Annotated in this window: 22 protein-coding genes; 16 read left to right on the forward strand and 6 right to left on the reverse strand. The window is 73.8% G+C overall.

Translation table 11 applies throughout. From position 1 onward, the window contains the following. The first annotated feature begins 2 nt into the window (after window positions 1–2). The 8 genes from atpE to AB1207_RS16730 all read left to right on the forward strand — a co-directional run bounded on the left by atpE (window position 3) and on the right by AB1207_RS16730 (window position 6,614). Complete coding sequence (atpE, locus tag AB1207_RS16695; RefSeq protein ID WP_367639512.1) at window positions 3–215, forward strand: ATP synthase F0 subunit C; 213 nt, start codon at window positions 3–5, stop codon at window positions 213–215. 46 nt (window positions 216–261) lie between these two features. After that, complete coding sequence (locus tag AB1207_RS16700; RefSeq protein ID WP_367639513.1) at window positions 262–837, forward strand: F0F1 ATP synthase subunit B; 576 nt, start codon at window positions 262–264, stop codon at window positions 835–837. Further along, a complete protein-coding gene (locus tag AB1207_RS16705; RefSeq protein WP_367639514.1) occupies window positions 834–1,661 on the forward strand; it encodes a F0F1 ATP synthase subunit delta in 828 nt (275 codons plus the stop codon). Before AB1207_RS16700 ends, AB1207_RS16705 begins: the two co-directional genes overlap by 4 nt. 87 nt (window positions 1,662–1,748) lie before the next feature. Next, the gene (gene atpA, locus AB1207_RS16710) at window positions 1,749–3,386 is read left to right on the forward strand and encodes a F0F1 ATP synthase subunit alpha (RefSeq protein ID WP_367639515.1); all 1,638 of its coding nucleotides are present in this window, start codon (window positions 1,749–1,751) and stop codon (window positions 3,384–3,386) included. 49 nt (window positions 3,387–3,435) lie between these two features. Then, the gene (locus AB1207_RS16715) at window positions 3,436–4,344 is read left to right on the forward strand and encodes a F0F1 ATP synthase subunit gamma (protein WP_367639516.1); all 909 of its coding nucleotides are present in this window, start codon (window positions 3,436–3,438) and stop codon (window positions 4,342–4,344) included. A 65-nt stretch (window positions 4,345–4,409) separates the two neighbouring features. Beyond that, the gene (atpD, locus tag AB1207_RS16720; protein ID WP_367639517.1) at window positions 4,410–5,870 is read left to right on the forward strand and encodes a F0F1 ATP synthase subunit beta; all 1,461 of its coding nucleotides are present in this window, start codon (window positions 4,410–4,412) and stop codon (window positions 5,868–5,870) included. Then, complete coding sequence (locus AB1207_RS16725) at window positions 5,870–6,145, forward strand: F0F1 ATP synthase subunit epsilon (RefSeq protein WP_380170086.1); 276 nt, start codon at window positions 5,870–5,872, stop codon at window positions 6,143–6,145. Before atpD ends, AB1207_RS16725 begins: the two co-directional genes overlap by 1 nt. A gap of 16 nt (window positions 6,146–6,161) precedes the next feature. Continuing rightward, complete coding sequence (locus tag AB1207_RS16730; RefSeq protein ID WP_367639518.1) at window positions 6,162–6,614, forward strand: DUF2550 domain-containing protein; 453 nt, start codon at window positions 6,162–6,164, stop codon at window positions 6,612–6,614. Here the strand turns inward: AB1207_RS16730 and AB1207_RS16735 are convergent. After that, window positions 6,611–6,940 (reverse strand): hypothetical protein, encoded by a 330-nt coding sequence (locus tag AB1207_RS16735; protein ID WP_367639519.1) that lies wholly within the window; start codon window positions 6,938–6,940, stop codon window positions 6,611–6,613. The two genes, AB1207_RS16730 and AB1207_RS16735, sit on opposite strands and share 4 nt — an antisense overlap. A gap of 228 nt (window positions 6,941–7,168) precedes the next feature. On the opposite strand from AB1207_RS16735, the gene AB1207_RS16740 reads away from it, so the two are divergent. Continuing rightward, window positions 7,169–7,714, forward strand: coding sequence for an STAS domain-containing protein (locus AB1207_RS16740; RefSeq protein WP_367639520.1), 546 nt, complete (start codon window positions 7,169–7,171; stop codon window positions 7,712–7,714). Here AB1207_RS16740 and nucS read toward each other — a convergent pair. Continuing rightward, complete coding sequence (gene nucS, locus AB1207_RS16745) at window positions 7,666–8,361, reverse strand: endonuclease NucS (RefSeq protein WP_367639521.1); 696 nt, start codon at window positions 8,359–8,361, stop codon at window positions 7,666–7,668. The two genes, AB1207_RS16740 and nucS, sit on opposite strands and share 49 nt — an antisense overlap. Before the next feature lie 164 nt (window positions 8,362–8,525). On the opposite strand from nucS, the gene AB1207_RS16750 reads away from it, so the two are divergent. The 3 genes from AB1207_RS16750 to AB1207_RS16760 are packed head-to-tail and all read left to right on the forward strand — an operon-like array spanning window position 8,526 to window position 10,648. Further along, window positions 8,526–8,822, forward strand: coding sequence for an Rv1322 family protein (locus AB1207_RS16750; protein ID WP_367639522.1), 297 nt, complete (start codon window positions 8,526–8,528; stop codon window positions 8,820–8,822). A 22-nt stretch (window positions 8,823–8,844) separates the two neighbouring features. Next, the gene (locus AB1207_RS16755) at window positions 8,845–9,936 is read left to right on the forward strand and encodes a threonine aldolase family protein (protein WP_367639523.1); all 1,092 of its coding nucleotides are present in this window, start codon (window positions 8,845–8,847) and stop codon (window positions 9,934–9,936) included. After that, entirely contained in the window at window positions 9,929–10,648 is a 720-nt protein-coding gene (locus AB1207_RS16760; RefSeq protein ID WP_367639524.1) for an alpha/beta hydrolase, read from the forward strand. Before AB1207_RS16755 ends, AB1207_RS16760 begins: the two co-directional genes overlap by 8 nt. A gap of 9 nt (window positions 10,649–10,657) precedes the next feature. Here the strand turns inward: AB1207_RS16760 and AB1207_RS16765 are convergent, their stop codons facing one another. After that, window positions 10,658–11,752, reverse strand: coding sequence for a coiled-coil domain-containing protein (locus AB1207_RS16765; protein WP_367639525.1), 1,095 nt, complete (start codon window positions 11,750–11,752; stop codon window positions 10,658–10,660). Window positions 11,753–11,861: 109 nt separating this feature from the next. Here AB1207_RS16765 and AB1207_RS16770 point away from each other — a divergent pair, with 109 nt between their 5' ends. Next, complete coding sequence (locus AB1207_RS16770; protein ID WP_367639526.1) at window positions 11,862–12,203, forward strand: thiamine-binding protein; 342 nt, start codon at window positions 11,862–11,864, stop codon at window positions 12,201–12,203. A 54-nt stretch (window positions 12,204–12,257) separates the two neighbouring features. Here AB1207_RS16770 and AB1207_RS16775 read toward each other — a convergent pair whose 3' ends face one another. Beyond that, the gene (locus AB1207_RS16775) at window positions 12,258–12,719 is read right to left on the reverse strand and encodes a DoxX family protein (protein ID WP_367639527.1); all 462 of its coding nucleotides are present in this window, start codon (window positions 12,717–12,719) and stop codon (window positions 12,258–12,260) included. Window positions 12,720–13,030: 311 nt separating this feature from the next. Between AB1207_RS16775 and AB1207_RS16780 the strand changes: the two genes are divergently transcribed. From AB1207_RS16780 to AB1207_RS16790, 3 genes are read left to right on the forward strand one after another with little or no spacing between them, the layout of a single operon-like run. After that, complete coding sequence (locus AB1207_RS16780; RefSeq protein WP_367639528.1) at window positions 13,031–13,687, forward strand: hypothetical protein; 657 nt, start codon at window positions 13,031–13,033, stop codon at window positions 13,685–13,687. Beyond that, window positions 13,684–14,706, forward strand: a complete 1,023-nt coding sequence (locus tag AB1207_RS16785; RefSeq protein ID WP_367639529.1) for a DUF8094 domain-containing protein — start codon at window positions 13,684–13,686, stop codon at window positions 14,704–14,706. Before AB1207_RS16780 ends, AB1207_RS16785 begins: the two co-directional genes overlap by 4 nt. A gap of 24 nt (window positions 14,707–14,730) precedes the next feature. Next, window positions 14,731–15,696: a co-chaperone YbbN gene (locus tag AB1207_RS16790; protein WP_367639530.1), complete on the forward strand. Its 966-nt coding sequence runs from the start codon at window positions 14,731–14,733 to the stop codon at window positions 15,694–15,696. On the opposite strand, the gene AB1207_RS16795 is transcribed toward AB1207_RS16790, so the two are convergent. Further along, window positions 15,677–16,261, reverse strand: coding sequence for a hypothetical protein (locus AB1207_RS16795; protein WP_367639531.1), 585 nt, complete (start codon window positions 16,259–16,261; stop codon window positions 15,677–15,679). The genes AB1207_RS16790 and AB1207_RS16795 overlap by 20 nt on opposite strands. Next, the gene (locus tag AB1207_RS16800) at window positions 16,246–17,919 is read right to left on the reverse strand and encodes an ABC-F family ATP-binding cassette domain-containing protein (RefSeq protein WP_367639532.1); all 1,674 of its coding nucleotides are present in this window, start codon (window positions 17,917–17,919) and stop codon (window positions 16,246–16,248) included. Before AB1207_RS16800 ends, AB1207_RS16795 begins: the two co-directional genes overlap by 16 nt. Between the last annotated feature and the right edge of the window lie 135 nt (window positions 17,920–18,054).

Genomic DNA, 18,054 nt, shown 5'->3' on the forward strand with positions numbered 1-18,054 from the left:
CCATGACTGGCTCCCTCGCCATCGTCGGCTACGGCCTCTCCGCCATCGGCCCGGGCATCGGCATCGGCCTCATCTTCGCGGCGTACATCAACGGCGCCGCCCGTCAGCCCGAGGCCCGCGGCATGCTCCAGAGCATCGCCATCCTCGGCTTCGTCCTCGCGGAAGCGCTGGCCATCTTCGGCATCGCCCTCGCCTTCGTCTTCCAGGGCAGCTGACCAGCCTGACGGCTCGTCACAGCAGCCCTAGCCCGAAGGAGGAAACGTGCTCGTAGCAGGCTTCGCCGCCGCCGGTGAGGAAACCGAAGCGGTCCCGGGCGACCCGCTGTACCCGATCCTGCCGCACCTCGGTGAGCTGATCGTCGGCATCATCTTCGCGATCATCATCTACGCGGTGGTCGCCAAGAAGGTCGTCCCGCGCCTCGAAGCGATGTACGAGGAGCGGCGCGCGGCCATCGAGGGCAACGTCGAGAAGGCGGAGAAGGCCCAGGCCGAGGCCCAGGCCGCCCTCGAGGAGTACAAGGCCCAGCTCGCGGACGCCCGCGGCGAGGCCAACCGCATCCGTGAGGAGGCGCGCCAGCAGGGTGCGCAGATCCTCGCCGAGATGCGGGAGCAGGCGCAGGCCGAGTCCGAGCGCATCACGACCGCGGCTCGCGCCACGATCGAAGCGGAGCGCGCGCAGGCGACTGCGCAGCTGCGTGCCGAGGTGGGTCGCCTCGCGACCGACCTGGCGTCCCGCATCGTCGGTGAGTCGCTGCAGGACTCCGCTCGCCAGAGCGGCGTCGTGGACCGCTTCCTCGCCGACCTCGAGCGCAGCGAGTCGGGGGCGACCTCCCGATGAGCGAGCTCGACTCCGGCGTCGCGAAGGCGAGCCTCGCCGCCGCGCAGCGGGTGCTCGACGCGCAGCTCGCCACCGAGGGGGCCGACGCAGGCCGGACGGGGGAGGACCTCTTCGCCGTCACCAGCCTGCTCGACTCCTCGGTGGGGCTGCGCCGGGCGCTGACCGACCCGTCGCGGGAGAGCTCGGCCAAGGCCGAGTTCGTCCGTCGCACGTTCACCGGCAAGATCGGCACGGCCGCCGTCGAGACGGTCGCCGCGCTGGCGTCCTCGCGCTGGACGGCCGGTCGTGACCTGTCGGACGCCACCGAGCGGCTCGCAGTCGTCGCGGTCGTGACGCAGGCGGAGCGGTCGGGGCACCTGGACGCGCTGGAGGACGAGCTCTTCCGGTTCTCCCGCACCATCGCCGGCAACGCGCAGCTGCGCGACGCCCTGGCCGACCGCACGGCTCCGGACGCGAACCGCGCCTCGCTGGTCTCCCGGCTGCTGCTCGACAAGGCGGCGCCCGAGACGGTCCAGCTGGCCCGCCGGGTGGCGGTCTCGCCGCGCGGCATGCGCGCCGAGCGGCTGCTCGAGGAGTGGGTCGAGGTCGTGGCCGCGCGCCGCGAGCAGCTCGTCGCCCACGTCGTGAGCGCCACCCCCCTGAGCGAGACCCAGCGCGAGCGCCTCGCGGCCTCGCTGTCGCGCCAGTACGGCCGGGCCATCAGCGTCACGGTCGACGTCGACCCCCACCTCGTGGGCGGTCTGCGCGTGAGCATCGGCGACGACGTCATCGACGGGTCGATCTCGACCCGCATCGACGAGGCCCGTCGCCGCCTGGCCGGCTGAGCCCGCCCTGAACACCCCACCCCGCGGGACGCGGGGGATGATGGACTTCGAGAACTGCAGGACCCGAGAAGGAGAGCAGGGCTTCCCATGGCCGAGCTGACCATCCGCCCGGAGGAGATCCGGGACGCTCTCGACGCCTTCGTGGCGTCGTACGACCCCGGCACCGCCGCGCGTGAGGAAGTCGGCCGCGTGACCGACGCGGGCGACGGCATCGCCCACGTCGAGGGCCTTCCCTCGGTCATGGCGAACGAGCTGCTGCGCTTCGAGGACGGCACCCTCGGCCTCGCGCAGAACCTCGACGTCCGCGACATCGGTGTCGTCGTCCTGGGCGACTACGCCGGCATCGAGGAGGGCCAGGAGGTCCACCGCACGGGCGAGGTCCTCTCCGTCCCCGTCGGTGACAACTTCCTCGGCCGCGTCGTCGACCCCCTCGGTGCGCCGATCGACGGCATGGGCCCGATCGAGGCCGAGACCCGTCGTGCGCTCGAGCTGCAGGCCCCCTCGGTCGTGCAGCGCCAGGAGGTCCGCGAGCCGCTGCAGACCGGCATCAAGGCGATCGACGCCATGATCCCCGTCGGCCGCGGCCAGCGTCAGCTGATCATCGGTGACCGCCAGACCGGCAAGACGGCGATCGCGATCGACACGATCATCAACCAGAAGGACAACTGGGCCTCGGGCGACCCGAAGCAGCAGGTCCGCTGCATCTACGTCGCCATCGGTCAGAAGGGCTCCACGATCGCTTCGGTGAAGCGCTCGCTGGAGGAGGCCGGCGCGATGGAGTACACGACCATCGTCGCGGCCCCCGCGTCCGACCCGGCCGGGTTCAAGTACCTCGCGCCCTACACCGGTTCGGCCATCGGCCAGCACTGGATGTACGCGGGCAAGCACGTCCTCATCGTGTTCGACGACCTGTCCAAGCAGGCCGAGGCCTACCGCGCCGTGTCGCTGCTGCTGCGCCGCCCGCCGGGCCGCGAGGCCTACCCCGGTGACGTCTTCTACCTGCACTCCCGTCTGCTGGAGCGTTGCGCGAAGCTGTCCGACGAGCTCGGCGCCGGGTCGATGACGGGTCTGCCGTTCATCGAGACCAAGGGCAACGACGTCTCGGCGTACATCCCGACCAACGTCATCTCCATCACCGACGGCCAGATCTTCCTGCAGTCGGACCTGTTCAACGCGAACCAGCGTCCGGCGATCGACGTCGGCATCTCGGTGTCCCGCGTCGGTGGTGCGGCCCAGACGAAGGCCATCAAGGGCATCTCCGGGACGCTGAAGCTGGACCTGGCGCAGTTCCGCGCCATGGAGGCGTTCGCGATGTTCGCCTCCGACCTGGACCAGGCCTCCCGCAACCAGCTCGCCCGCGGTGCGCGCCTCGTCGAGCTGCTCAAGCAGCCGCAGTACACGCCGTTCTCCCTCGAGGAGCAGGTCGTCTCGATCTGGGCCGGCACCACCGGTCAGCTGGACTCCGTCGAGGTCTCGGACATCTCCCGCTTCGAGCGCGAGTTCCTCGAGTACGTCAAGCGCAACCACGGCGAGCTCATGCAGGGCATCCGCGAGACCAAGCAGTTCTCCGACGGCGCCAAGGACGAGCTGAAGAAGGCCGTCGACGCCTTCAAGCCGCAGTTCTCGGCGGGCTCGACCGACTCGGCCGTCCCGGCCGACGAGGACCACGGCCGGACCGACGCGGACGACATCTCGCAGGAGCGCATCACCACCACCAAGCGCTGAGTCGCGTGGCAGTCGCAGGACCGAGCGGAGCAAGGAAGAGGAGCAGGACATGGCAGGCCAGCTGAGGGCCTACCGGCGGCAGATCCGCTCGGTCCAGGCGACCAAGAAGATCACCCGCGCGATGGAGCTCATCGCCGCGTCGCGGATCATCAAGGCGCAGGCGAACGTGCGCGCGTCGACCCCGTACGCGCGGGCGCTGACCCGCGCCGTGTCGGCGGCGGCGTCGAACTCCTCGCTCGACCACCCGCTGATCACCGAGAAGGCCGAGGTCAAGCGCGCGGCGGTCCTGCTGCTGTCGTCCGACCGCGGTCTGGCGGGGGCGTACTCCTCCAGCGTCCTGCGCGAGGGGGAGCGGCTCGTCGCGACCCTGCGCGAGGAGGGCAAGGAGGTCGCCCCGTACCTGGTCGGCCGCAAGGCGGTGGCGTTCTACGGCTTCCGCCGCCGGCCGGTCGTGGACTCGTGGGTCGGGTTCACCGACTCCCCGGCCTACGACGACGCGAAGAAGATCGGCGACCGGCTGCTGACCGACTTCGCGCAGGACTTCGCGCAGGGCGGGATCGACGAGATCCACGTCGTCTACACCCACTTCGTCAGCATGGTGACGCAGGAGCCCCGGGTCATCCGGCTGCTGCCGCTGGAGGTCGTCGAGGGTGTCGAGGCGCCCTCGGGCAGCGACCTGCAGCCGCTGTACGAGTTCGAGCCGAGCGCTGACGCGGTGCTCGACGCGCTGCTGCCGCAGTACGTCAACAGCCGCATCTTCAACTGCCTCCTGCAGGCGGCGGCCTCCGAGCTCGCGGCGCGTCAGCGGGCCATGAAGAGCGCGACCGACAACGCGGACGAGCTCATCAAGAAGCTGACCCGACTGGCGAACAACGCCCGTCAGGCCGACATCACCCAGGAGATCAGCGAGATCGTCGGCGGCGCCGACGCCCTCGCCTCCTCCGGTTCGCGCGCCTGACGGCTGCCGGGCCCACCCCACACTTCTGCACGAACTCACTCGACGAAGGAAGCCCGAGGAGCGACATGACCGCCACCGTCAACGAAGCGCCCACCAGCACCAGCAAGGGTGCGACCGGACGCATCGCCCGAGTCATCGGGCCCGTCGTCGACATCGAGTTCTCGGCCGACGCCATGCCGGACCAGAACAACGCCCTCACCACCGAGGTGAGCATGGGCGGCCAGACGTCGACGGTGACGCTCGAGGTGGCCTCCCACCTCGGCGACAACATGGTCCGCGCCATCTCCCTCAAGCCGACCGACGGCATGGTCCGCGGTGCGCCCGTCGTCGACACCGGTGCGCCGATCTCGGTGCCCGTCGGCAACGTGACCCTCGGCAAGGTCTTCAACGCCATCGGCGAGGCCCTGAACCTCGAGGAGGGCGAGCGCCTCGAGGTGACCGAGCGCTGGCCGATCCACCGCAAGGCCCCGAGCTTCGACCAGCTCGAGTCCAAGACCCAGATGTTCGAGACCGGTATCAAGGTCATCGACCTGCTCACCCCGTACGTCCAGGGTGGGAAGATCGGCCTCTTCGGTGGTGCGGGCGTCGGCAAGACCGTCCTCATCCAGGAGATGATCCAGCGCGTCGCCCAGGACCACGGTGGTGTGTCGGTGTTCGCCGGTGTCGGCGAGCGCACCCGTGAGGGCAACGACCTCATCGCCGAGATGGCCGAGGCCGGTGTCTTCGACAAGACCGCGCTGGTCTTCGGCCAGATGGACGAGCCGCCGGGGACGCGTCTGCGCGTGGCCCTGTCCGCCCTGACGATGGCGGAGTACTTCCGCGACGTGCAGAAGCAGGACGTGCTGCTCTTCATCGACAACATCTTCCGGTTCACCCAGGCCGGTTCCGAGGTCTCCACGCTGCTCGGCCGCATGCCCTCGGCCGTCGGGTACCAGCCCACGCTGGCCGACGAGATGGGTGTGCTCCAGGAGCGCATCACCTCGACCCGTGGTCACTCGATCACCTCGCTGCAGGCGATCTACGTCCCCGCGGACGACTACACCGACCCGGCGCCGGCCACGACGTTCGCGCACCTCGACGCGACGACGGAGCTGTCCCGCGAGATCGCCTCGCGCGGTCTGTACCCGGCCGTGGACCCGCTGACCTCTACGTCGCGCATCCTCGACCCGCTGTACATCTCCAAGGACCACTACTCCACGGCGGTCCGCGTCAAGCAGATCCTGCAGCGCAACAAGGAACTGCAGGACATCATCGCCATCCTCGGTGTCGACGAGCTGTCGGAGGAGGACAAGCTGACGGTGAGCCGCGCTCGCCGCATCCAGCAGTTCCTCTCCCAGAACACCTACATGGCGGAGAAGTTCACGGGTGTCTCCGGCTCGACCGTCCCGCTCAAGGAGACGATCGAGGGCTTCTCGAAGATCGCCGACGGCGAGCTCGACCACATCGCCGAGCAGGCCTTCTTCAACGTCGGTGGCCTCGAGGACGTCGAGCGCAACTGGGCGCGCATCCAGAAGGAAACCGCCTGATGGCTCTGCAGGTCGAACTCGTCGCGGCGGACCGCTCGGTGTGGTCCGGCGAGGCCTCGCTCGTGCGCGCGCGCACGGCGGAGGGTGAGATCGGCATCATGTCCGGGCACGAGCCGCTGCTCGCCATCCTCGCCCCCGGCGACGTGGCGATCTCCGGTTCCGGTGCGGACGGGGTGACCGCGACCGTCAGCGGTGGGTTCTTCTCCGTGGACCACGACAAGGTGACGATCGTCGCCGAGCAGGTCGAGGTCACCGCGGGCTCCGGCACGCGCTGAGAACGGCTGGGCGACGGTGCACGAGGTCCTGCTCTCCCTGGAGATCGCAGGCGCGTGCGCCGTCGCCCTCGTCGTGGTGCTCGTGCTCGTCGTGCTGCGCCGCCGCCGCCTCATGGCGCGTCTCGGCACGTTCGACTGTTCCATCCGGCAGGCCCGTGGTGGCCGCCGGCGCTGGGCCCTGGGCGTCGCGCAGTACGAGCGCGACCGCCTGGACTGGTACCGCACCTTCTCGCTCTCCCCGCGCCCGTCGTGCAGCTACGCACGGCGGGCGCTGGCCGTCACCCTGTTCCGCGAGGCCGAGGGACCCGAACTCGTGGCCGTGCAGCCGGGCGCGATGATCGTGGAGTGCCGCCTCGAGGCCGAGGGTGCGGGGGAGGAGATCGAGTTCGCGATGGGCCGGGACGCCTACACCGGTTTCGCGAGCTGGCTGGAGTCCGCCCCGCCCGGCCAGGGCGTCAACGTCGCCTAACCCCGCTGCTCCAGGATCTGCCGGGCCAGACCGGCCTCGGCGGGGAAGACCATCACCCGCGGCCCCTCGGTCGTGGGCGCCAGGGTGGCCCGGATCCCCGCGTCGACGAGCGTGCGCCGCTGCACCTCGGCCTCGACGAACGTCGGGGGAGCGCTGACCACCTCGAGCAGGCCGTACTCCTCGCTCGACCCCTGCTTCGGGCGGCGTTCGACGACCGACTTCCCGTGCGAGAACGTCCAGCGCAGCAGCAGCACCAGGACGGTGACCGCCACGAGGGCCACGACGGGGCCGAAGGCGTAGGAGTAGCTGCTCCAGCTGATCTGCACGGCCCCATCCTCCCCCCGGTGACGCCGCAGGTCACCGTTGGGCAACGGCTCGGTGCTTCGCCCGCTCAGCGGTGTCGGTCGGTGGCAGAGTGTGCTCACAGTGTCACCGTCGGTCTCATGGTCCCCAGTCGTCACGTGACGAGAACGGGGTGCAACCGACCGGCGGTCCGCTGCGTCTGACCGGTGACGATCACACGATCACGACCGGCGTCCTCGGGGGAGGAACAGATGGCGATCGGACTCGCGACGGTGCCAGGCACCGTCCGCAACGACGCGACGGTGCCCAGCGCCGCGGACGACGTCGCAGCTCGCCGGGCCGCGCGCTCGGCTCCCGGCAGTGCGGCGACCGTGGACGACGTCGTCCACGGCCAGGTCCTGCACGTCGGCGGACGGCTCGACGTCCACACCGTGCCCGACGTGCGCGCTGCGCTGCACGCGGCCGTCGACGCCGGGACGGGCGACCTCGTGGTCCAGGTGGACGGCATCGTCGTCGCCGACGCCACGGGGCTCGGGGTGTTCGTGGGGGCGCACCGCCGCGCTCAGCGGACCGGCCGCCGCCTCGTCCTGCGCGAGGTGCCGCTGCCCGCGCTGCGCCTGCTGCGCGTCACGCGGCTGCACCTCGTGCTGCAGGTCGAGGACGCCCCGGCCCAGGCCGTCGACCGGACGGCCGTGCGGCGGGCGCGCGCCGAGGCCCTCCTGCTCGGTCCGGGACGCACCGGGGGCGCTCAGAACAGCCGCGAATCCACGTCGTCGATCCCGCGCAAGGCGTCGTAGTCCAGCGTCACGCACCGGATCCCGCGGTCGACGGCCAGGGTCCTGGCCTGCGGCTTGATCTCCTGGGCGGCGAGGACGCCGGTCACGGGGGCCAGCAGCGGGTCGCGGTTGAGCAGCTCGAGGTAGCGCGTGAGCTGCTCGACCCCGTCGATCTCGGCGCGTCGCTTGATCTCCACGGCGACCGCACGGCCGCCGGCGTCGCGGGCGAGGATGTCGACCGGGCCGATGGCCGTCATGTACTCGCGGCGGACCAGGGTGTACCCCTCGCCCAGCGTGCCGATGTGCTCGGCCAACAGCTTCTGCAGGTGCGCCTCGACGCCGTCCTTCACGAGTCCCGGGTCGACGCCCAGCTCGTGCTCGGAGTCGTGCAGCACCTCGTGGATCGACACGACGAGGCGGTCGTCGGTCTTGGTGTGCTGGACCGTCCACGTCTCCACGACGCCGGCCTCCCGCGCCTCCTCCTCCGGCACGGCCACCGTCAGGCGCGCCGGCGGGCTCATCCAGTTCAGCGGCTTGTAGCTGCCGCCGTCGGAGTGCACGAGCACGCTGCCGTCGGCCTTGACGAGCAGGAGCCGGGTGGCCAGCGGGAGGTGGGCGGTGAGCCGGCCCGCGTAGTCGACGGAGCAGCGGGCGATGACGAGACGCACGAGGGGCGAGCTTACGAGACGCCCGCGGACGCCCCGGGCAGGCGCGTGTAACGAAACCGGGCCCCGGCACGACTACCGGTCGAACCGAGCGTGGCCACGGTGGTGTGGAGGGGACACCACCGCGGCAGCGCCCGGTCAGGCCGACCGGGGCACGGCTTGAGAGCATGACGCCCGTGCCCCGCTCGAACCGCCGCCGCCCCGACCCGCCGCCCCGTGCGCCGCTAGGTCGTGGGGTCGACCGCACCGTCTCCGGTCCGGACGGGGAGTGGGTCGTCCGCGAGCTGCGCGGGACCTCGTCGGAGAAGACGTACACCTGCCCCGGCTGCCGGCAGGACATCCAGCCCGGCACGCCGCACCTCGTCGTCTGGCCCTCGCGGGGGACCTTCAGCCCCGCCGACGGCGCCACCGAGCGGCGGCACTGGCACCGGGCCTGCTTCGGCGCCCGTGGCCGGCGCTTCTAGGGGCCGCGGGTAACGTGCCGGGGTGAGCACCGCCACCCCGTCCCTGCACGCCTCGGCACCCCTGCACGACCAGACCGCCCGCGGGTTCGCCAGCGACAACGCCGCCGGCATGCACCCCGAGGTCCTGCAGGCCCTCGTCGCCGCGAACGGCGGCCACGTCCCCAGCTACGGCGCGGACGCGTACACGAGCGCGCTCACCGAGGCGCTGCACGGGCACTTCGGTCCGGACACCACCAGCGTCCCCGTCCTGACGGGCACCGGCGCGAACGTCGTGGCGCTGCAGGCGCTGACGTCGCGCTGGGAGTCGGTGCTCGCCTCGGACCAGGCCCACGTCCTGCACGACGAGGCCGGTGGGCTGGAGCACGTCGGTGGGGTCAAGGTCATCGCCCTGCCCACGGTCGACGGCCTCGTGGACCCCGCCGACGTCGAACGCGCGGTGCGGGACGCGGACAGCCCCATGCGCGCCCCCGTGGGGGCGTTGACCCTGACCCAGAGCTCCGAGCTCGGGACGGCCTACGGCCTGGACCAGCTGCGCGACCTCGTCCGGGTCGCCCACGGCCTCGGCGTGCGGGTGCACGTCGACGGCGCGCGGTTGTCCAACGCCGCGGTCTCCCTCGGCTGCGGGCTGGGGGAGACGACGACCGCACTCGGCGTCGACGCGGTCTCCGTGGGCGGCACCAAGAACGGTGCCGCGCTGGCCGAGGCCGTCGTCGTGCGCGGCGAGGGGCCTGCAGAGGCGTTGCGTCGCCTGGTGAAGCCGACGATGCAGCAGTCCTCCAAGACGCGGTTCGTCAGCGCCCAGCTGCTGGCCCTGTTCGGCGGCGACCTGTGGCGGCGCACGGCCACCGCCGCCAACGACGCCGCCACCGCACTGGCCGAGGCCGTCCGGTCCGCCGGCGCGGAGACGACGCGGCCGGTCCAGGCCAACGCGGTCTTCGCGGCGCTGCCGCCGGCCGTCGCCGAACGGGCCGCCGCGCGCGTGCCGTTCCACGTCTGGGACGAGCGGTGGGCACCCGGTCTCGTCGAGGTCCGCCTCGTCGCGAGCTTCGACACGACGACGCAGGACGTCGAGGGCTTCGCCACCGTGCTGCGCGAGGAGCTGGCGCGTGGGTGAGATCCGTTCCGACACCGTCCTGCCGGCGCGGCGCGAGGACGTCGAGCTGCACACGGCCGACGGGGTCACGCTCGTGGGGGAGCTGGCGCTGCCGGCCGACCGGGACCCCGTCGCGACGCTCGTCACGCTGCACCCGTTGCCGACCGCGGGCGGGTTCATGGACTCGCACGTCCTGCGCAAGGCCGCCAACCGGCTGCCCGCGCTCGCCGACCTGGCGGTGCTGCGGTTCAACACGCGGGGGACGGAGTCGCCGCGCGGGCGCAGCGGCGGGACGTTCGACGCCGGCGGCGCCGAGCGCTACGACGTCGCGGCGGCCCTGGAGTTCGCGGAGTTCCGCGACCTGCCGCACGTCTGGCTGCTGGGCTGGTCCTTCGGCACCGACCTCGCGCTCGTCCACGGCCGCGACCCGCTCGTGGAGGGGTTGCTGCTGCTGTCCCCGCCGCTGCGCTGGTCCACCGAGGACGACCTGCGGGCCTGGTCGGAGTTCGGGCGGCCCGTGACGGCGCTGGTGCCGGAGTTCGACGACTTCCTGCGCCCCGACGAGGCCGTGCGCCGGTTCGCCCCGCTGCCCCAGGCCGAGGTCGTCCCCGTCGCGGGTGCCCGCCACCTGTGGGTGGGGGAGAGCGCGGTGCGCCGCGTCCTGGACGAGGTGGTCGCGCGGGTCGTCCCCGCGCGCTCACCCCTGCCGACGGAGCACCCCGCAGCCCCCTGAACCGTTCGTTCAGCCCGGCTGCTGCACCGGTTCCTCGTCGCGGACGTCCACCTCGTGGGCGTTCTCGCGAGCGGGCAGCTTGGGCGCGAGCCCCAGCAGACCGCGCAGGTCGTCGAGCTGGTCGGTGATCTGGTCGCGCTGGTTCATCAGCTCGTCGACCTCGGCCTGCGCCCCCGTGCGGGACCGCTCGGCCTGCTCGCGGGCCGTCTCGACCATCGCCTGGGCGCGGGCCCGGGCGTCGGCGAGCAGCTCGTCGGACTCGCGACGGGCCGTCTCGGCGCGCACCGCGGCCTGGGCGACGGCGTCGGCCCGGATCGACTCGGCCGCCTCGACGGCCTCCCGCGCGCGCTCCTCGGCCTCGGCCGCACGCTGCTCGGCCTCGGCGATGCGGGCCGCGGTGCGGGCCGCGGCGACCTCGAGGCGCTGCCGGTCCTCCTCGGCCGCCTGCTCGCGGGCCGCGGCGAGCGCCAGCTCCTGCTCCCGCACGCGGGCGTCGGTGCTCGAGCGCAGCTCGATGACCTCGCGTTCGGTCTGGGTGCGCAGCGCGGCGACCTGGCGCTCGGTGGCGGCGATGGTCTCGGCCGTCTCGTGCTGCGCCGCGGCGAGGAGCTGCTCGGCCTGCCGGTGGGCGGCGGCCGTCAGCTCGGCGGCCGTGCGCTGGGCGGCGTCGACCATGCCGTCGGCCTGGTGCTTGGCGCGGGAGACGATCTCCTCGGCGTCACGGCTGGCCTCACCGGTGCGGCGGCGGGCGTCCTCGTCGGCCTGCGCGCGGGTGCTGGAGGCCTCGGCGCGGGCCTCCTCGCGCAGCCGGTCCGCGTCGCGGCGGGCCGAGCGCAGGATCTCCGAGGACTGGTCCTCGGCGAGCCGGAGCAGCTTCTCCATGCGGGCGCCGAGCCCGGCGTACGAGGGCTTCTCGTGCTCGCGCAATTCCTTCTGCGCCTCGGCGAGCTTCTCCTGGGCCTGCAGCTTCTCGTGGTCGACCTGGGCGACCCGCGCGCGGGCCTCGGAGAGGGCGTCGTCGAGGTGCTTCAGGCGGGCGTCGACCTGGCTGCGTTCGTAACCGCGGACGACGATGCTGAACGCGTCGTGGGAGTCGGTGGACACCGGCGGACCTCCGGCGAGGGCGAGGGCGGAAGGGACCTGCGCAGCGTAACCGCGCGAGGTGTGCGAACCGGGCGGGACACGGGCACGCCGGTCGCGTAGCGTCACGCCGGTGATCGTCGCCTTCTCCGTCGCCCCGTCCGGTGGTCCCGTCCCGGTGGGTGAGGACGCCGACTCCGTGAGCGCCGCCGTCGCCGACGCCGTGCTCGTCGTCCGGGGCAGCGGTCTGCCGCACCGCACCGACTCGATGTTCACCACGATCGAGGGGTCGTGGGAGGAGTGCATGGACGTCGTCAAGCGGGCGACCGAGGCCGTCGGCCGGCACGGGACGCGGGTCTCCCTCGTGCTCAAGGCGGACATCCGTCCCGGTCGCACGGGCGAGATGGAGGGCAAGCTCGAACGCCTGGAGGCGGCCGTGGAGCGGGCGCAGGGCGAGGCGGGCCGCGGTCAGTGACCTGGGGCGGCGGGCCGGGGGAGCCGACCCCCGGACCGGGGGTCGGCCGTCCCGTCAGCTGCGGCGACGCAGCAGGAGGCCGTCGGCGCTGAACCGGCCCGGCCCCGTCAGGGCGAGGGTCAGGCCCAGGAGCGCGTAGAGCAGCGCGTTCTCGCCGTTGATCTGGCCGTCCACGAGGAAGCCTTGGGGGGCGTGGGCCAGGACCCACGTCGCGGTCATCTGGACGAGCAGGAGCGTGCCGGCGATCCGGGTCGCCAGGCCAAGGACCAGCAGGGTGCCCAGGCCGAGCTCGCCGAGGATCATGAGCCAGCCCAGGAACGTCGGAGCCGGCACGCCGAGCGAGGCCGCGTACCCCGTGGCCATCGCGGGGTCCTGCAGCTTGGGGATGCCGTGCACGAGCAGCAGCACGCCCGCGACGAGGCGCAGCGCGAGCAGGCCGGTGGAGGCGAGCGGGGTCGGGGTGTGCGCGAGGCGCGGTGCGTCGGTGCGGTCCTGGGTGGGGGTCGGGGTGCTCATTCGTCGTCCTCTGCGTCGGGAGGGAGCCGGGCGGCTCTTCGGGCGGGCAGGGGTGCCGGTGCGGCAGGGGTACCGCACGGCGTCGGACGGGCGCGGGGCACCCGTCCGACGACCTGGACACGAGGCTCCGCGGTGACGGGTTCACCTGATCGGACGTGGCGTGCGCCACATCCGCCACCCCGGGTGTGTCCTGGCGTCACGGAGAGTGAGTAAACGGGCTGGGGCGTCACCCGGTGGGCCTAGGGTGACCCGTCGAACGCCCCGCCCCGACCTGCCCACCACCACCCCGCCCCGGGAAGGAACCGCGCACGGTGAGACGACTCGTCGCCTGGCTCCTGCTCGTCGTCGGCCTGGTGTCAGGCCTCACGGGCGCAGCCCTCCTGACGGTCCTGGCCCCGCCCGCGACCATCGACGTCGTCGAGCGCTCGGAGGACCCGGGCGTCGCCGTCGTGACGAGCCCCGGCCTCGTCGACCTGTCCGGGCCGGACGCCCGCATCTCGGCCGAGGCCGCCGACGGCGCCGACGTCTTCGTCGCGGTCGCCCGCGCGGACGACGCCGAGGCCTGGCTGGCGCAGGCCCGGCACACGGTCGTCAGCGGCGTCACGGGGGACCTGTCCGACCCGCGGGCCCGCACGAGCACCACCGGCTCGGGCGCCGCCGCGGACCCGCGTGCGGCCGACGTCTGGCTCGCGAGCACCACCGGCCGCGGCTCGGCCACCCTCACCTGGCCGACCGGCTCCGACGCGGACTACCGCGACGGTGGCGGGATCGTCCTGCTCACCGCGACCGACGGTGTCGCCGCCGCGCCGGGGACCGTCCGGCTCAGCTGGCACGCCGAGGGCCGGGCGGCCAGCCACCCCGCGGGGATCCCCCTCGTCGTGGCCGGCGGGGTCCTGGCGCTGCTCGGGGCGCTCGGCGTCCTCCTCGCCCCCCGCCGGACCCGACCCGACGCCCGGAGGCGCGCGTGACCCCCCACCGCACCCGCCCCGCCCGCCCCCTGGTGGCCCTCGCCTCGCTGGCCACCGCCACCGTGCTCGCCGGCTGCGCCCAGCTGCCGACGTCGTCGGCCCCGGCCGACACCGGCCGCGAACCCCTCGTCGTCCAGCCCGCGCAGGCCGGTCGCGTCGTGGCGGCCGCCACCGCCGTGCTCGACGCCGGCGCCGACCCGGCGACGGCCGACCCCGCGGCCCTCGCCGCACGGGTCAGCGGCCCGGAGCTGTCCCTGCGCACGGCGGCGCACACCATCGCCGCGGCGGGGGCGACCCCGGCCGACACCGGCGGCGCCGACGACCTGGAGGCCATCACCTCGATCCTGCCGCGGGCGGAGGACTTCCCGCGCTGGTTCGCGACCGTGACCGCTCCGGGGGCGGACCAGGCGCCCTCCCTCGTGGTGCTCCGCACGTCCGACGCCCGCAGCCCGTACACGGTCTGGGCCACGCCGACCCTCCTGCCGGGCGCCTCGTTGCCCACCCTGGCGGCGCCCGCCGACGGTGTCGCCGGCGTCGCGCCCGACGAGGACACCAACCTGCCCGCCACGCCGGCCGACCTCGCCGCGCAATACGGCGACGTCCTGACCAACGGCACGACGAGCGCCTACGCGGGGGAGTTCGCCCCCGACGCCTACCGGTCGGGCGTCGAGTCGGCCACGGCCGCCGAGGTCGCCTCCCTGCAGGCGGCGGGCGGCACGTTCACCCAGGAGCGCTCGGTCCTGCCGGACGGGGTCCTCGCCGTCCGCACGCGGGATGGGGGCGCGCTCGTCGTCGCGGCCTACTCGTGGTCCACGACGTCGGCAGGTCCCGCCGGCGGCCGCGCCGGGAAGCTGGAGCCCGCGCTGGCCGCGCTCGCCGGCACGGACGAGGCGCTGCGGGCGACCGTCACGCGCCAGGAGGTGGTCGTGTTCTCGGTGCCGCCGGGGGCCGGCGGTGGGCAGGTCCAGGCCCAGGTCGTGGCGGCCGAGAGCGGTCCCGTCCAGGTGACGACCGGCTGAACGCCTCGTGAGAAGGTGAGCCGCATGACGACCCAGCCGACGCCCCCCAGCGCCAAGCTCAACCTGCGCGGAGCGGTGGACCTCGGTGCCCTCGCAGCCCGCAACACCCGTCGTGAGGAGGTCGCCCGTCGCGCGGCGGCCGACCCCGACGCGGTCACCCAGGGGTCCCCCTTCGTCGTCGACGTCACCGAGGAGACCTTCGCCGAGCTCGTGCAGAGCTCCGTGCAGGTCCCCCTGGTCCTGGACCTGTGGGCCGAGGGCTACGACACCGGCGCCGAGGCGCTGCAGGCCCTCGCCGACGAGTACGCCGGCGCCTTCCTGCTCGGCCGCATCGACGCCCAGGCCGAGCCGGGTCTGGCCCAGTCGCTCGTGCAGTCGTTGCAGGCCAGGGCGATCCCGCTCGTCGCCGCCATCGTCAAGGGCCAGCCCATCCCGCTGTTCACCGGGTCCTACCCCACGGCCGAGGAGATCCGCCCGGTCCTGGAGGAGGTCCTGCGGGTGGCCGAGGCCAACGGTGTCACCGGCCGGGTCGAGGGCGCCGCGACGGCAGCCGAGGCCGAGCCCGCCGCGCCGCCGGTCCCGCCGCTGCACGCCGAGGCCCTCGCCGCCGTCGAGGCCGGCGACTTCGACGCCGCGACCGCCGCCTGGACGAAGGCCCTGGCCCAGGACCCGCGCGACGCCGAGGCGACCGAGGGCCTGGCCCGGGTCGGTGTCCTGCGCCGCGTCGCCGGCGTGGACCTCGCCCAGGCGCGGGCGGCCGCCGCCGACGCCCCGGACGACGTGCAGGCCCAGATCGTCGTGGCCGACCTCGACCTCGTCGGGGGCCACGTCGAGGACGCGTTCGCCCGCCTGCTCGGCATCGTGCAGCGCACCGTGGGGGAGGACCGCGATGCGGCCCGCACCCACCTCGTCGACCTCTTCTCGGTCGTCGGCGCGACCGACCCGCGCGTCGTGAAGGCCCGGCAGGCGCTCACCCGCGCCCTCTTCTGAGGCACCGCAGGGCCCAGGCCTCCACGGCGTCCGCGACGGCGTCGGGGGCCAGGTCCGTCGTGTCCAGCACGGCGGCTCGCCAGGGCTGCCCCACGAGGCGCTCGGCGGCCAGCCCGTCCCAGCCCTCGGCGGTGAGCACCTCGGACCGGTGACCGGCGTCGCGGACGTGCCCCCGGAACCACGTCGCGAACGCCACGTGGTGCACCAGCTCCCCGTCGACCGGACCCCGGCCGGTGAGCCGCGTCCTCTGCGTCGCCTCGTCGGCGTCAAGCAGCAGGACGTCGAACGCGCCCAACGCGGGCCCCGACGGCGCGCCCACGACCTCGCCGGGGGCCAGCGGGTCGCCGGCGAAGAGCAGGTGCCGGCCGGAGCGCTCCAGGGTCAACGCGTGCCGGACGACCTCCTCCGCGCTGCGCTGGCGCCACGCCGTGTCCGGCGCCGCGGGGATCGCCACGAGGTCGGAGAACTCCACGCACTCCACACCCTCGTCGGCCAGCCGCGGCGCGACCGCCCGCCGCACCGTGGACTTGCCCTGGCCGCTGGCCCCGGTCACGAGGAGGAGCACGTCGACTCCACCTCCGTCAGGTCCAGCCCCGTCAGCTCCAGCACGTCCCCGCGGAAGGACCGGCGGAACCAGCGGTCGTGGCTGACGACGACGACCGCGCCGGGGAACGCGTCGATGGCGGCCTCCAGCTCCTCCACCAGCTGCGGCGCCAGGTGGTTCGTCGGCTCGTCCAGGAGCAGGACGTCGTGGCGGTCGGCGAGCAGGCGCGCCAGGTCGAGCCGGCGCCGCCCGCCCGTGGACAGCGACCGCACGGGGACGCCGAGGCGCTCGCGGTCGAACAGGCCCATCCCGAGCAGGCGGTGGGCGTGCTCGTCGGCGCTGCCGGGGCGGCCGGCGGCGAAGGCGGCCAGGACGGTCCGGTCGAGCCCGTCGGTGGCCGGGTCCTGCCGGAGCAGGCCGGTGCGCCCGCGCCGTCGGACGGTGCCGGTGTCCGGGGCCAGCGCGCCCGTCAGCACGTCGAACAAGGTCGACTTGCCGCTGCCGTTCGGGCCGGTGACGAGCAACCGGTCACCGGGTCCGACGTGGACGTCGACGGGCGTCAGCCGGCCCGCCACGGAGACACCCTCGGCGTGGACGGACCCGCGACGGCCGGAGGCCCCGGCCGGGGGGACGAAGCGCAACGGGTCCGGTGGCCGCGGGACCTCCGCCTCCCGCAGTCGGCGCAGCTTCTCGGCGTTGGCCCGCACCCGCGCCGCGAGGGACTCCTGCACGCGCCCGCCCTTGAAGTCGTACTGCATCTTGTCGTTGTCCGGCCGCTCGCGGGCGTGGTTCACCGCCCGGGCCGTGGCGTCGCCGGTGGTGGCCAGCCGCTCGACCGCAGACTCCCACTCCGCGCGGGCCTGCTCCCACCGCGCGCGTTCGCTCGCCTTGGCCTGCAGGTAGTCCGCGTACCCGCCGGGGTAGCGGGCGACACCGCGGTCGCGGTACGGGTCGACCTCCACGAGTTCGCCGGCGACCGCGTCGAGGAACTCCCGGTCGTGGGAGACGACCACCGTCGTGCCGGGTCGGGTCACGAGGTGCCGCTCCAGCCAGTGCGCGGCCTGGACGTCGAGGTGGTTGGTCGGTTCGTCCAGGAGCAGCACCTCCGGCCCTGCGGCCAGCAGCGCCGCGAGGTGCAGGCGCGAGCGCTGGCCTCCGGACAGGGTCGCGACCGGGCGTTCCCGGTCGAGCCGGGGCAGCCCCAGGCCCGTGAGCGACTGCTCGAGCCGGGTGTCCGCGTCGTAGCCGTGCCGCAGCTCGAAGCGCGTCTGCAGGTCGCCGTACTCGGCCAGGACGGGGTCCAGGTCCGTCCCCGACGCCATCGCGTCCTCGAGCTCCCGCATCCGCCGGCGCAAGGCGGTCAGCTCGGCGAAGGCCGCCTCGAGCACGGCGCCCACGGTGGTCTCCGACGGGGCTCCCGCGTCCTGGGGCAGGTAGCCCGTCCCGCCCGCTGCCGTCGCCACGACGCGCCCCGCCTCGGGCGCCTCGACGCCGGCGAGCAGCCGCAGCAGCGTCGACTTGCCGCAACCGTTCTCGCCGATGACGCCGCTCACCCGTCCGGGGGCGAAGGCGAGGGAGACGTCCTGCAGGACGGGGACGTGGCCGTAGCCCTTCGTCACCCCGGTCAGGGACAGGCTGGTGGTGGTGGTGGTGCTGCTGGTGGTTCCGGTGGCGGGCATGCGGTCTCCTCGTGACGTGTACCGAGAGGGCCCGCGCGACCGGTGTGGGTCGGCGGGTCCGGGGGATCGGGGCACGTCAGATGAGCACCGCAGCGGCTCCTCGGGTGGGGACCAGGACCCGACGATGGTGCGCCG

It is taken from the genome of Kineococcus endophyticus, from assembly GCF_040796495.1.
Taxonomy (GTDB): Bacteria; Actinomycetota; Actinomycetes; order Actinomycetales; family Kineococcaceae; genus Kineococcus; species Kineococcus endophyticus.

Coding starts and splice junctions, on each gene's coding strand:
- atpE (WP_367639512.1), top strand. CDS start 3: ATGACTGGCTCCCTCGCCATCGTCGGCTACGGCCTCTCCGCCATCGGC.
- AB1207_RS16705 (WP_367639514.1), top strand. CDS start 834: ATGAGCGAGCTCGACTCCGGCGTCGCGAAGGCGAGCCTCGCCGCCGCG.
- atpA (WP_367639515.1), top strand. CDS start 1,749: ATGGCCGAGCTGACCATCCGCCCGGAGGAGATCCGGGACGCTCTCGAC.
- AB1207_RS16715 (WP_367639516.1), top strand. CDS start 3,436: ATGGCAGGCCAGCTGAGGGCCTACCGGCGGCAGATCCGCTCGGTCCAG.
- atpD (WP_367639517.1), top strand. CDS start 4,410: ATGACCGCCACCGTCAACGAAGCGCCCACCAGCACCAGCAAGGGTGCG.
- AB1207_RS16725 (WP_380170086.1), top strand. CDS start 5,870: ATGGCTCTGCAGGTCGAACTCGTCGCGGCGGACCGCTCGGTGTGGTCC.
- AB1207_RS16740 (WP_367639520.1), top strand. CDS start 7,169: ATGGCGATCGGACTCGCGACGGTGCCAGGCACCGTCCGCAACGACGCG.
- AB1207_RS16750 (WP_367639522.1), top strand. CDS start 8,526: ATGACGCCCGTGCCCCGCTCGAACCGCCGCCGCCCCGACCCGCCGCCC.
- AB1207_RS16775 (WP_367639527.1), bottom strand. CDS start 12,719: ATGAGCACCCCGACCCCCACCCAGGACCGCACCGACGCACCGCGCCTC.
- AB1207_RS16790 (WP_367639530.1), top strand. CDS start 14,731: ATGACGACCCAGCCGACGCCCCCCAGCGCCAAGCTCAACCTGCGCGGA.
- AB1207_RS16800 (WP_367639532.1), bottom strand. CDS start 17,919: ATGCCCGCCACCGGAACCACCAGCAGCACCACCACCACCACCAGCCTG.